The sequence below is a fragment of the Aporhodopirellula aestuarii genome, assembly GCF_023701485.1.
GTDB classification, from domain to species: Bacteria; Planctomycetota; Planctomycetia; order Pirellulales; family Pirellulaceae; genus Rhodopirellula; species Rhodopirellula aestuarii.
Window position 1 is genome coordinate 1 of record NZ_JAMQBK010000082.1, and the last position, 13930, is coordinate 13930.

At 54.3% G+C, this 13930-nt stretch carries 10 protein-coding genes; 4 read left to right on the top strand and 6 right to left on the bottom strand.

Annotated elements, in window-relative coordinates; all coding sequences use genetic code 11:
• The 3 genes from NB063_RS26730 to NB063_RS26740 all read left to right on the top strand — a co-directional run.
• Positions 1-289 (top strand): F0F1 ATP synthase subunit gamma (locus tag NB063_RS26730; RefSeq protein ID WP_250932119.1); only part of this gene is annotated, 289 nt, incomplete at its 5' end.
• A 241-nt stretch (positions 290-530) separates the two neighbouring features.
• Positions 531-2615 (top strand): DUF1592 domain-containing protein, encoded by a 2085-nt coding sequence (locus tag NB063_RS26735; RefSeq protein ID WP_250932120.1) that lies wholly within the window; start codon positions 531-533, stop codon positions 2613-2615.
• Positions 2616-2658: 43 nt separating this feature from the next.
• Complete coding sequence (locus tag NB063_RS26740) at positions 2659-4011, top strand: DUF1552 domain-containing protein (RefSeq protein ID WP_250932121.1); 1353 nt, start codon at positions 2659-2661, stop codon at positions 4009-4011.
• Positions 4012-4216: 205 nt separating this feature from the next.
• On the opposite strand, the gene NB063_RS26745 is transcribed toward NB063_RS26740, so the two are convergent.
• Positions 4217-5878, bottom strand: a complete 1662-nt coding sequence (locus tag NB063_RS26745; RefSeq protein ID WP_250932122.1) for an arylsulfatase — start codon at positions 5876-5878, stop codon at positions 4217-4219.
• A 435-nt stretch (positions 5879-6313) separates the two neighbouring features.
• Between NB063_RS26745 and NB063_RS26750 the strand changes: the two genes are divergently transcribed.
• The gene (locus tag NB063_RS26750; protein ID WP_250932153.1) at positions 6314-8146 is read left to right on the top strand and encodes a heavy metal translocating P-type ATPase; all 1833 of its coding nucleotides are present in this window, start codon (positions 6314-6316) and stop codon (positions 8144-8146) included.
• Between the two features lie 396 nt (positions 8147-8542).
• On the opposite strand, the gene pstB is transcribed toward NB063_RS26750, so the two are convergent.
• From pstB to NB063_RS26775, 5 genes are all read right to left on the bottom strand, one after another.
• Positions 8543-9373, bottom strand: a complete 831-nt coding sequence (pstB, locus tag NB063_RS26755) for a phosphate ABC transporter ATP-binding protein PstB (protein ID WP_250932123.1) — start codon at positions 9371-9373, stop codon at positions 8543-8545.
• Positions 9374-9379: 6 nt separating this feature from the next.
• A complete protein-coding gene (gene pstA / locus NB063_RS26760; RefSeq protein ID WP_250932124.1) occupies positions 9380-10297 on the bottom strand; it encodes a phosphate ABC transporter permease PstA in 918 nt (305 codons plus the stop codon).
• Positions 10294-11271, bottom strand: a complete 978-nt coding sequence (gene pstC, locus NB063_RS26765; protein WP_250932125.1) for a phosphate ABC transporter permease subunit PstC — start codon at positions 11269-11271, stop codon at positions 10294-10296. Before pstC ends, pstA begins: the two co-directional genes overlap by 4 nt.
• 60 nt (positions 11272-11331) lie before the next feature.
• Positions 11332-12405 (bottom strand): phosphate ABC transporter substrate-binding protein PstS, encoded by a 1074-nt coding sequence (gene pstS, locus NB063_RS26770; RefSeq protein WP_250932126.1) that lies wholly within the window; start codon positions 12403-12405, stop codon positions 11332-11334.
• A gap of 416 nt (positions 12406-12821) precedes the next feature.
• A complete protein-coding gene (locus NB063_RS26775) occupies positions 12822-13850 on the bottom strand; it encodes an aldo/keto reductase (RefSeq protein WP_250932127.1) in 1029 nt (342 codons plus the stop codon).
• Positions 13851-13930: the final 80 nt, after the last annotated feature.

Sequence of the window (13930 nt, forward strand, 5' to 3'; positions counted from 1 at the left end):
CAACAAACGGGACATACCCAAACCACTTCGTCGCTCAACGTACGTGTCTTCCGACCATCTAACCACAGTCGCGGTGCGAGAATTTCTTTACATCACGCTGTATGAAATCCTCCTCGATGCAATGGCTGCCGAGCACGGAATGCGACTGATGGCAACGGAATCCGCGATCGAGTGGATTGAGAGCAGCATGGCCGCAACGTCGCGTCAATTGCTCTCAGCTCGCAGCGAAGCGGGTACGCAAGAATTACTCGATATCGTCGCGGGCGGCCGCAAACGGTTAAATCGATAACGTTCTTCCAACGCGTTTGCACTTAAAACCGAATTGCGTCGATTTCGCTCACGCCGGAGCTTGTTGCGTCGCGCCGCAGATTGAAGCGACCGCATCCAGGATCTCGAAAAAGAATCCTCGCGATTCCCGTTCTTCTCGACACGTGATGTATCGCGTCGGTTAGAATCCATCCCAGGACTTCGCACGTCTTCCCCGCCTGCCCCCCCAACGCAAATCTCTCCGCCCATCGATTGCCATGCGAATGATGCAGCATGCTATCCGTTTGATGCCGAACCTCAATCGTGCGGTCGCGTTAATCGCCTTTATGATTCTTTGCGTCCGTTGCGACACCATCCTCGCGACGGAGCAAGACGGAAACGACTCGCAAATCATTGCGACTTTGCGAGCACACTGTGTCAAATGCCACGGCGCAAATGATGAACTCGAAGGCGACGTGGATCTGTTGAGGCTGGACGAGGACTCGCTGCGCGCAGACGTGGAGCTAATTCAAAGCCTCATCGATGTGCTTGAATTGGAAGAAATGCCACCGGAAGATGAACCGGCTTTGAATCCGCAACTTCGTACGTCGCTCGTCGCCGAACTCAACGCAATCATGCACGAGGCGATCGCAAAAGAGACGATATTTGCTCGCACGCCGGTCCGCCGGATGAATCGATTTCAATACAATAACGCGGTCATCGATCTTTTTGATCTTCAGTGCACCGTGTTCACGCTGCCCGAGCGGATGATGCGTGAACACGGAAACTACTTTCAACCGGCAACGGGCAAAATGCCCGATCATGTGATCGTCGGTAGCAGACCGTTGGGTAAATCTCAATTGATTGAGCGTCGTTTGGCAGGCGTCGCGGCGTTTCCGCAGGACCTTCGTGCAGAACACGGCTTCGACAATCGCGGCGATCATCTTTCGATGTCTCCCTTATTAATGGAGGCGTTCTTGGGTCTTGGTGAATCGGTAACCCAGAGCCCAGACTTCAACGCGACCAATGTGGGGATATGGGACAAATTCTTCGCGACACCAGACTCAGAGAACGATTCACGCGGGGAGATCCGCGCGCGACTCGAACCGTTTTTGTCCAAAGCGTTTCGCCGTCCGATCGACGCGACAACTCTCAATCGCTACACCTCGTTTGCACTGCAAGAACTTGTCCGCGGAACTGATTTCACCGAGGTGATGAAATCCATTGCTGGCGCAGCCATCGCTTCGCCGCGATTTCTCTATCTGTACGACCAGGCGTCGAGCAGTGATACCGCAGAGACCATCAACGACATCGAACTCGCATCACGAATGTCATTCTTTCTATGGGGCAGTCTTCCCGATGAAACACTGCTAAATCTCGCAGCCAAAGGAGAGCTGCATCACGAAGACGTAATGAACGATCAAATCGGTCGCATGCTCCAAGATCGAAAACTTAAACGGTTTTGCGATAGCTTTCCCGCTCAGTGGCTGCAACTCGAGAGGATCGTCTCATCGGTTCCGAACCCGGACAAGTATCACAAGTTCTATTTCGCGAAGTTTCGAGTCAGCATGCACATGATGCTCGAACCGCTCTTGCTCTTCGAGACGGTGCTCATCGAGGACCTGCCGATCACCCAACTCATTGACTCCGATTTTGCGTACCGTTCTTCAGTGTTGCAGTCGGGTTACGGAGAATTGGCGAGCGGTGAGAAAGTTGATTCCGAGGGATCGAACAATCCCGCTCAATTACGTTTTTACCGAGTCCCGGTTTCAGATCGTCGCGTCGGAGGCGTGATCACCAATGCGGCGGTCATGACCATGACGTCCGGTCCCGATCGGACGCAGCCGATTACGCGTGGTGCGTGGATCGCAACCGTGATTTTCAACAATCCCCCCGATCCGCCACCGGCAAATGTGCCGTCGCTTGACGAAAAGCCTACCGAGGGCGAAGAACATCTCACCCTCCGCGAGCGTCTCGCGATTCATCGACAACGGGCCGATTGCAAAGGTTGTCATGAACAGATCGACCCGCTCGGCTTTGCACTCGAAAATTTTGATCCGGTCGGTGTCTGGCGCGATCAATACGCCAATGGACGCAAAGTGGATATGGCCGGAACGCTGTTTCGCAAGCACGGGTTTAACAACGTTGTCGAATTTAAAGATGCGATCTTGACGGAAAAGGATCGATTCACGAGAGGCTTGGCCGGACACCTCTTGTCCTTCGCCCTCGCTCGAGAACTGACCGCTGCGGATCGTCCCGCTCTCGATAAGATTGCGGAAGCAACGGCCGCGGACGGCTACAAGATGCAGACGCTGCTGAAACAAGTCATGATGAGTGAACCGTTTCTGAGCAAGACCAGCCCGAAATAGCCCGCCGAATCACGGTAGCTCCATAGTCTCAAAGGATGAAAGCATGAAGTCCATCACACGACGCAGTTTGCTCAAGGGCGTTGGCGGTGCCGTGATGGCATTACCGTGGATGGAGAGCAACGCGATTGCAGGATCGACGACGCCGGTCGCCAAACGAATGGTGCATTTCTATGTTCCGATCGGTGTCGTACGTCGTGGCTTTTTCCCGGGGGAAGCATCCGATGTGATTCCGAAAGGCAATCTCGGTAACGTGATGCGGTCGTTGGGAAAACAGGACCCGTTCTACAGCGTCAAAATCCTCGACGAGCTGACGCCGACGCTGCAGCCGCTCGATCCGTTCAAAAACAAGATCAACCTGATCACCGGGATGGATCGGACGTTCCAGCAAGGAACCGACGTGCACGCACAATGTGCATCGTGCTACCTCAGCAGCGCGCCGCCATTCACGATTAAGGGAACAGCGTGGCCGCTCGATCGGACACTCGATCACTTGGTTGCGGACCATGTTGGCGATTCGACACCGTTCCGAACGCTCGAATTCAGCTGCAACAGTCATCGCGACAACAAAGAGTCGATCTATTTTGACAATATTTCTTGGTACGGAACCGGCCACCTCGCGCCGTCGATTCGTGATCCGCGAAAGATGTATCAACGGCTGTTCTCATCGAATGAAGTCAATCGTTATCGCGACATCACGGACTTGGTGCTCGAAGACGCCAATTCGTTAAAGCAGGAATTGGGCTATGCCGACCAGCAAAAGTTCACGGAATACTTTGATTCGATCCGAGCAATCGAACGGCAGATGGACCGACTCGAAAAAATGAAGGGCGAACTCGCCAAAGTCTCGTTCGAAGAGCCCACGGAAGCTCACCTGCCGCGAGGTGAATACATTCGACTGATGGCGGATTTGATGGTTGTCGCCTTGCAGTCGGGCTTGACCAACGTAGCGACGTTCATGGTCGGCCCCGAGCGATGGGACACGCCGTTTCTGTTTGAGAGTTTGTTTGACGAACCTCGCAGCCATCACCAAATGTCACACAACCAGACCAAGATGATTGATGATCTGTTGAAGGTTGATCGCTTCCACATGGAACAGTTTGCGTATTTGATCGATCGGATGGACCGAGTTGAGCAATCCGACGGCACATCGCTGCTCGATAACACGCTCATGACGTACGGTTCCGGTCTCGGAGACGGTTCAACACACCAATACAATGACCTGCCGATCATTGTTGCCGGAGGCGGCGAGCAGGTGCAATCAGGTCAACACATCAACATGCCCGAGGGCACGCCGCTGGCGAATCTCTGGCTGACCCAAGCCCGCATGATGGGATTGCCGATGCCGCGGTTTGCCGACTCCACCGGTACGATCGACCAACTCTTGGCAGAACGCTGAGCCGCCTTACGACCAGCATCGATCTCTCGTTGGACCAAAACGATCTCTTGGCACAGGCGAAAGCTAGATCCACCGCGCCGCCTCATTATCGAAGCTTCGACGGCGTTCCCGAATACATTGCTGATTCATGCTGGGGACGACTCTCCCGGAGGCACGGAGGTTTGGTGTGTGTCAGATTCCTTTTTGAGCAACGTTTTCCGAACCGTTATTTCGCATCCTTCGCTTTCCCGGCGCGAGATTTTGGGATCGGCTTCGGATACACGCCCGCGTGTTGAGACCACTGTTCCCACCTAACGGCCATTTCGCCGGTTTTCTCGGGCATCGACGACGCGAGATTATTGGTTTCGGTGCGATCGGACTCCATGTCGTACAGTTCCCACTTGGTCCCATCCACACCACGCGGTCCCGCGACACCGCGTCCGACCAACTTCCATTTGCCGTCTCGCAAAAAAGCGTTCTGTTCATGTTCGATGCAGATCGGTTGTTGGCGGGCGAGCGGTTCGCCGTGAAAGGCAGGCCGAAGTGAAATGCCATCAAGAGGTGGAATCGTTTGGCCGGCACGTTCGCTCGGGTAATTCGCGCCGGCGACGTCCAACAACGTCGGCATCACATCAATCAACTGTGCCGGCGACCGATACCAATCTGAATTCGGTTGAATCGTTGCAGGCCAATGCATGAAGAAGGGAGACGCGGTGCCGCCTTCGTGAGCGAAGTGTTTGTAGAGTCGGAAGGGAGTGCTCGACGCGTTGGCCCACGCCTCACCGTAAGAATTCCCTGTCTCAAGGTTACGTTTTGCGAGGTCTCGAAACTCCCCCCGTCCCAACATCCCTCCTTCCGCACACGCACCGTTGTCGGAGAGGAACAGAATCAGCGTATGCTCGAACGTGCCTGATGACTGAAGCGAAGCAACCAGTTTGCCGATGTTCTGGTCGACTCGGTCGATCATCGCCGCGTAGACCGCCATCTTCAAATCCATCTCGTCGCGTTTCTCTTCCGAGAGCGACTCCCATTCTGGAATGCCCTTTGTCGGCTGGGACAGTGGCCATTGTTCATCCACCAGCCCCAGTTCGATTTGCCGCTGATAGCGATTTCGCCGCAACGCATCCCATCCGTCACGGTACGTGCCACGATATTTCGCGATGTCATCCTCGAACGCTTGCAACGGCCAATGCGGAGCGGTGTAAGCCAGATACAAGAAATACGGTTGATCGGGCGATTCGCTGCGATGTTCGTTGATAAATCGGATCGCGTGATCGGTGAAGGCATCGGTTGTGTAAAAATGTTCGTCCGTGGTGGATTCCGGCGATTCAATCGAGATGTTGCCACTGGTCATTCCTCGCGGATGCACGGGAGTGAAGAAACGTGTTGCCCCCGCGAGCGACCCGTAAAACTTTTCAAACCCACGCTGCATCGGAAAGAGGCTGCGGTCGTGCATTCCCAAGTGCCATTTTCCGGCCATCATCGTGGCGTAACCACTCGGCGCGAGTGCCTCGGCGATCGTGACGCATTTCTGGTTAAGAAACCCCTGATAGTTCTCGGGCCGATCTCCCGGTTGTTTGCCAGGGGACAACGTCATGTGGCCGATCCCGGTTTGATGTGGATGCAGTCCCGTCAGTAAGGTCGCGCGTGTTGGGCAGCATCGACCACTGTTGTAAAACTGGTCAAACCGTACACCGCCCGCCGCGAGCCGGTCGATGTTTGGGGTTTCTATTTCGCTCCCGTAACAACCGAGATCAGAGAACCCCATATCGTCAACCATGATCAAGATGATGTTGGGGCGTTCGGCGGCATCAAGCCCGACCGGTGTCATCAGGGACGAGACGGTTGAAACGATCACCATCGAAAGAAGACGTGTTATGTATTTCATGGATCACGTGCCTGCGTTGAGGTAGGTGGGGAAGGGAGGCGAACGCAACGAATTTTGTTTGGGTTGACAATGATACTGCAACGGATCGTCGTGCGTTCGCGTTTTTGCTACCGCTTTCTTTTACAACACCGATTGAAGCCAGGACCGTAAACACTCATCCGCGACGTTTAGACGCATTTCCTTGGCACGTGCATTGCCCTTCACCGGTGGTGTTGCCGCTGGAAGGTTTATTTTCGCTATAAAGGTGGCCTGCCATCGTATTTTGGACAGATGCTGGTGTGACATGGTCCGCCAAACCGCACGCATTGCAAGTGTGCAACCGCCACGTGTGTGGTCCACGTCGATCGATGACCGAGTTCCTGATACGCCAAAGGACACAACTTGTCAGCTAGCACCACGTCGGTGGATCCACCGCAATCCTGGACGTCTCGTGAAATGTTGATCGCGTTCTTCGCCATCGGCATGATCACGCTTCACCTCGTGTTGAGATTCGGAACCGAGACGTCGGAAACAATTTGGAATTTGCCTTTATTGGCAGTCCTTACCTTTGGCGGAATCCCGCTGGTGTGGGACCTTTTGCAAAAGATGTTTCGTCGGGAATTCGGCTCGGATCTCCTGGCGGGCATCTCGATCGTCGTGTCAGCCATCCTCGACGAGTATTTGGCGGGTGCGTTGGTCGTCTTGATGTTGTCTGGCGGTGAGGCTTTGGAAGCGTTCGCGGTCAGCAATGCGTCGTCGGTACTGCGCGCGTTGAGCAAAAGGATGCCGTCGCTGGCACACCGAAGAGTTGATTCAGTCGTCACGGACGTTCCACTCAAGGAGATCGCAATCGGAGATCTCGTCGCAGTATTCCCGCACGAAACATGCCCGGTCGATGGAACCGTGATCGAAGGACATGGGGTAATGGATGAGTCCTACCTCACGGGCGAACCTTACCTAATTTCAAAAGCTCCCGGAGCTTCGGTGCTTTCCGGAGCCATCAACGGCGAATCCGCGTTGATTGTTAAGACCGACAAACTCGCCATCGATTCGCGTTACGCAAAGATCATGGAGGTGATGCGGAGTTCGGAACAACAAAAGCCCAAGATGCGGCGAATGGCGGACAAACTAGGCGCCTGGTACACACCATTGGCCGTCGGAATCGGATTAGCTGCGTGGTTGGCGTCTGGAGATCCGGTGCGATTCTTGGCGGTGATGGTTGTTGCGACGCCTTGCCCTCTACTAATTGCGATCCCGGTTGCGATCATCGGTTCGATATCTCTCGCCGCACGGCGTGCCATCATCGTGCGTGACCCCATTTCGCTGGAGACCGCGGACACATGCCGGACTCTTATCTTTGATAAGACCGGGACGCTCACGTACGGCGAACCAAACTTGATCGCACAACTTAACGTTGACGAAGCACGAGCGGCCGAAGTGTTGTCGTACGCGAGCAGTCTGGAACGGTATTCCAAACACCCGCTCTCGCAAGCGATCATGGTCGCGGCGAAGAAAGCGAACTCGGTCGAGCACGCCGTTTCCGAAGTGAGTGAACCACCGGGACAAGGTTTGACAGGGAATGTCAACGGTCACAAAGTTGAAGTGACCAGCCGCAAAAAAGTGTTGGCACGACAGCCTTCGCTCGACGATCTCTTGCCACCTCAGGCCGGAGGGCTCGAATGCGTCATCATGGTCGACGATCAATACGCAGCAACCTTTCGTTTTCGCGACACGCCACGCACCGACGGGGCCTCGTTCATTCGCCACCTCAAGCCACGACATAAGATCAGCCGCACGATGCTGGTCTCCGGCGACCGTGAATCGGAAGTCGCGTACCTCGCCGAACAGGTTGGCATTCGTGAGGTCTATGCCAGTCAAAGTCCCGAGCAAAAATTGAGAATCGTCAACGAGGAGACCGCGAAAGCAAACACTATCTTTGTGGGGGACGGAATCAACGATGCCCCCGCATTGATGGCGGCTACGGTCGGAGTTGCCTTTGGTCAAAACAGTGATGTCACGACTGAGGCAGCCGATATCGTCGTTATGGACAGTTCCCTGCAGAAGATCGATGAGTTCTTACACATCAGCCGACGAATGCGACGCATCGCACTGCAAAGTGCGATTGGTGGAATGGTATTAAGCGTGGTTGGGATGGCGTTCGCTTCGGCAGGATACTTGCCACCGGTCGCCGGCGCGATTTGTCAAGAAGTGATTGACGTCGTCGCCGTTCTTAACGCACTGCGAGTTGCGATACCGCCCCGTACGTTGATCGATTTCGAAAAAGAATAGCCATCTCGAGACAATCTGAAACCGCGTGATACCACTGAGGGCTCCATCGCGTGATAAATAATTCTTGCCGGAATTTGACCGTAACATAAATGTCGATCGTGCCGGGGTGAGTCAATTGGCAAGTCAGTTGCACTTTTCGCTCGTATCGCGTAATCGCCTATTCGTCTGTCTATTCGAGACGAAACAGCATGACAGCCATCAATCAATGTGGCGTGTGGTAAGCGAAACCGACGCCTAAACAAGCGACCGGGCAACGTGAAAAGTGACGCTGTTCAGCTTGAGCCCCCGGCCTGCCTAGTAGATGGCACCCACTCAGAAACGGCTGGTGCGAAACCACTTTATCTTTCCCGCAACCGCCCAGATCGCCACACGAGCACAGCTATCGGCGTTACCCAATTAGCTAAACTCGCCTCGGATGTATTGCTTGGTGTATTCTTCCTTGGGATCTTCAAATAATTGCCCTGTGTCTTCATACTCGACGAGATACCCGGTGCGACCGCCGTCGCTGGTGTCGACATACATGAACGCCGTTTTATCTGCGACCCGTTGAGCTTGTTGCAGGTTGTGAGTCACGACCGCGATCGTGTATTTCTCCTTCAGTTCTGTCATCAACTCTTCAATGCGACGAGTTGCGATCGGGTCGAGAGCCGAACAGGGCTCATCCATCAACAGAACAGTAGGCTCCGTAGCAATCGCACGGGCGATACACAGTCGCTGTTGCTGGCCACCGGATAGCGACAAGCCGCTGTTTTTCAGTTTGTCTTTCACCTCGTCCCAAAGTGCCGCGCCACGCAGCGCACTCTCGACACGTTCTGGAATGTCGTCTTTGACGCGGTTCAACCTCAAACCAAACGCAACGTTGTTGTAGATACTCATCGCGAACGGGTTCGGTTGCTGAAACACCATGCCGATATAGCGACGTACCGCCACCGGGTCAACGTTGCGATGATAAATGTCCTTGCCACGGAAATGTACGTGGCCATCGAAACGAAATCCACGAACGAGATCGTTCATGCGATTGAGGCACCGTAGTGCCGTGCTCTTTCCACAGCCCGAAGGACCGATAAACGCCGTTACTTGGCCTTCCTCGACCGGGATGTGGCTATCACGTACCGCTCGAAATTTTCCGTAGTAAAGATTGCGGATTTTGCAATCGATGACGACGTTTTTTCCATTCGTATTCGGCTCGGCGACAATGCTGCTGTCAAGCGTATTGGTCATAATCATCGTGTATTATCTCGTTACTCGTTTGCGTGAAAGCACTTGACCGCCAATATTGACGGCCAGCACGATAAGCACCAAAACTAAAGCGGCGGCCCACGCCAGTTCGATCTGGCTTTCGAACGGGACGCCTGAAAAGTTGAAAATCAGAACAGCGAGGGACGCGGTCGGTTCCATCAACGCGAGATTTCCGTCCTGCATGATCCAGTAGTTGCTATTAAGAGCTGTGAATAGCAGAGGAGCGGTTTCTCCTGATGCTCTTGCAACCGCTAACATGACGCCCGTCAACATGCCCGGCATCGCGGAAGGAAGCGTCACTCTCCATACGACTTGCGTTTGTGTTGCCCCCATCCCGATGGCGGCCTCCTTCATCTTGTGCGGCACCATCTTGATCGACTCTTCCGCCGTTAGCATTACGATCGGCAGCATCAGAATCGACAACGCAACACCGCCCGCCGGCGCCGAGTAGCTGCCCGTCATCAGTACCACGGCGGCGTACGCGAACACGCCGGCCAATATCGAAGGAAATCCGGTCAGCAATTTAGCGCAAAACCGAACCGCCGATGCCGTTTTACTCTTCGGTCCGAACTCGGCAAGAAAGACAGCAGCCAGGACGCCGAACGGAACGCTGATGAGCGCGGCGATTCCGACCATCGTCAGCGTACCAACGATCGCGTTTCCGAATCCGCCGCCGCTCTCGAACGCCGACGGTGGCGTCTGGGTAAACAGACTCAAACTCAGCCGTTTGCCTCCGCGGTAAATCAACATGAACAGGACCGAGAACAGCGGGACGCATGCCACCACCGTGACGAATCCGGTTAACAAGCTCAACAATGAACTCACCAGCGTGCGTGGATGACGCAGTGACCGTTCCAATTGAGGGAAGTCCACACCTGCAAACGAATGGGTGATTTCGATTTGATTGCTCATCGTTCGCCTCCCGACAAACGCCGCTGCGCACGGTTCATAATCGCGGTGCCGACGAGATTAACGAGCAATGTGATCGCCATCAAAATCAACGCCGCGTACATCAAAACGCCTTCCTCGAGCTTTCCAGCTTCCGGGAAGTTATTCGCGAGCAAAGCTGCCAACGTGTTCGCGGGTGAGAACAGCGACAAGCTGACTTGATTCGAGTTTCCTACCAACATCGCCAGTGCCATCGTCTCGCCCAACGCGCGGCCGAATCCGAGCACGAGGGCACCAAAGATTCCCGTCGCCGACGTCGGAAGTATGACGCCCAAGATGGCTTCCCACCGGGTCGCGCCGAGTCCAAAGGCGGCTTCTTTGAGTCTATGGGGTACCGAGCAAAGTGCATCGCGCGACACCGCTGAGATCGTTGGCAAGATCATGATCGATAACACCATCGCGGCAGGCAACATGCCTGGTCCGCTTAAGGATGTTTCGAAAAACGGAATCCAACCGAGATGTTCGTGCACCCAATTTGCGGTCGGTCGTAGTGCTGGAATCACAACGTAGATCCCCCACAACCCATAGACGACGCTGGGGATAGCCGCCAGCAGTTCGACGATGTTTTTGAACACGACTTCCAGCTTGGGTGGCAAGAAATCTTGCGTCAAAAAGATCGCAATCGACACCCCAAAAAATCCACCGAGCATCAATGCCAAAATCGAGCTGTAGAGCGTTCCCCATATTTCAGGAAAGACGCCGAATTCGCCACGATTTGCATCCCATGTGGTCCCGGTGACAAAACCGAAACCATATTCTTGAATTGCCGGAAATGCTTTCCCCGCAATTTCGTAGACAATGTAGAGGACCAGGAAAATCGTCATCCAAGAAAAGACATACGTCAGTCCCCGAAATGTCCGGTCTCCCGCAATATCGAGACGCGAGGGAGGTGAAGCAACCGAATCAATCGGAACGTCACCTTCCAAAGTAATAGCCATCTGAATACCAATTAAACGCGTAACGTGGCGAGCTACGAAAAAGCCAGCAAGGACACCCGACTACCGGATGTTTTCCAACGCCGCGGTCACTTTCTCGACGACGGTTTGAGGCAACGGTACATAGCCCATTTCGTCACTGATTTTTTGACCTTCGGTAAGGCAATAGCGGATGGCCCCCTTGAGGGCTTCCGCCTTCTTCGGGTCGTCGTAGTTCTTGTAGCACAGCAACCACGTGTAGCTGACGATCGGATAAGCGTCTTCGCCTTCCGGATCGGGTAGCCAAGCCCGCAGGTTGACGGGCATCTCGACGTTGGCCAAGGCCGCCTGACCGCTCGCAAGCGATGGCTGAACGAACTTGCCTGATCTATTTTCCAAGCTGACCATTGGAATCTTTGTCAACTTGGCGTAGCCGTACTCGATGTAACCGATCGCACCTGGAGTTTGCTTAATCGTGGCGGTCACGCCATCATTCTTGGGTGCAGCGATGAACTTGTCGCTGTTCGGCCACACAACGGTTTTGCCGGTGCCCGGTCCGTTCTTCCAGTCTTCGCTGATCGCGCTGAGATGCTGTGTGAAGACAAACGTCGTTCCGCTGCTGTCGGCGCGGCGTGCAACCGTGATGTCCAAGTCAGGCAGATCGATGTCGGCGTTGGTTTTTACAATGGCCGGATCTTGCCAATTGGTGATTTTGCCCAACAGAATGCCGACGTATGCTTCACGCGACAGTTTAAGTTCGTTGACGCCAGCGAGATTGTATGCCAGCACCACTTCCCCGGCGGTCATCGGCAACAGTTGAACGCCCTTATCGACCTGAGCAATTTCTTCGTCGTTCATCGCGGCGTCGCTGGCACCGAAGTCAGTTGTGCCGTTGATGAAGTCTTTGATACCTGCGCCACTGCCTTTGGCTTGGTAATCGATTCGCACACCGTCGGTATTGGCGCTATAGTCCTTGAACCAACGGTCATAGAGCGGGTAAGGAAAGCTCGCGCCGGATCCTGTCAGTTTGATGGTTTCAGTGTTATCTGCCAGCGTACCGTTTTCAGGAAATTCGGTCGATGTGGTGGACTCTGAACTGCAGCCGACGAAAAACGCCGCCATGCTTGCCAGCACGAAAGTCGTGGTTGCCTTGGACATGTTGTTATGCTCCGCACAGGATGTTGATGCTAAGGCGGCATTATCAACACCGAATTTTTCTCTGTGCAATTGACGAACGACATGATGCGGCCGCATTTGCCGAAGCTTCATTTTCTCTTAACACCGCAGACATCAACCGCGACGAAATGTGAGTTTTTCACAACCAAAGCGGTTTTCTGCGCGAGCGAAATCGCAGCAGTGCACGCCGACGCGTCCGAGCCTTCATCTAACGCGGATCATCAGAGCACTGAACGCGTGTCTCGATGCGGATAGGCTGTGAATTTAGTCGCCAGCGGCGAATCATCATGGCCGTATGCTCCGCAAGCGGAGATTAAAGGTGCGCTCGTTCGCGGGAGCGAACGGCCACGTGGATCAATTCACAGCCTAGGAGCAAACTTGCTCACCCCCGCAGCAACTCAGACTCCGTCGTAGCTGTGCACCGCTTGAGTGATCGTCTCCAATTCGTCTTTTTCCAGATCGACTGCCCCAGCGCCGACGTTGTCGATCGCCTGTTGGGGATTGCGCGCGCCTGCCAGAACGTGCGAACACCCCGGTTGGGCAAGAGTCCAGGCGATGGTCAGTTGCGCCATGCTGATTCCGTGCTTTTCGGCAATCGGCTTCATCGGATCGAGCATCGCATGCACCTTACGAACATTCTCCGGCTTGAAACGTTCTTTGAAACGTCGTTGGTCACCGTCGGGATATTCGCGATCGGGATCAATTTTTCCTGTCAGCAAACCTTGGCTGAGCGGGCTGTAGGCGAGGAATCCGATTTCATCGCTCTCACACTTTGCGAGATTTGAGCTCTCCATCTGGCGGTCGAGCATCGAGAACTTTTCTTGATCCGTATCGACTTGGCCAAACTTCTGATACTCGGCAATTTGTTCCACGGAGGCGTTCGAAACACCGATCGCGCGAATTTTCCCTTCACGTCGCAGATCTTCGAGGACGCCCATCTTTTCCTCAATTTCGACTTCGTCGCTTTGCCAATGGGTTTGATAGAGATCAATAACATCGGTGCGAAGGCGTTTTAAGCTCTGCTCGATCTCGTTGCGGATGCCATCAGCGCCAGCATAGATGTAAACATCAAAACTGTCTTTGGAGCGTTCGCCGGGTTGGTCGAATATGTCCTCGCTCGTCGAGAACTTCTTTTGCGCTCGCTTCTTTTGTTCGTCGTCGAGGTCCCAACGCATGGAACACTTCGTTGCGAGAACCACGTCATCACGTCGGTTGGCGATCGCCTTACCCACGATTTCTTCGCTGCGTCCAAACCCATAGATCGGAGCGGTATCGATCAGCGTCCCGCCAGCATCAAGAAAAGCATGAATCGCCCGAATGGATTCTTGTTCGTCCGTACCACCCCAAGTCCATCCACCAATCGCCCACGCTCCGAAACCAATGACTGAGGCTTCGATGTTTGACTTACCAAGTGTGCGAAATTTCATCTCGTAGGTGTTCCTTGTCGGTGAGGGGAGTCGTTTTGGCGAATGTCTGGTGTTTCGTCTAACCCGAACTTGTGCGTTGC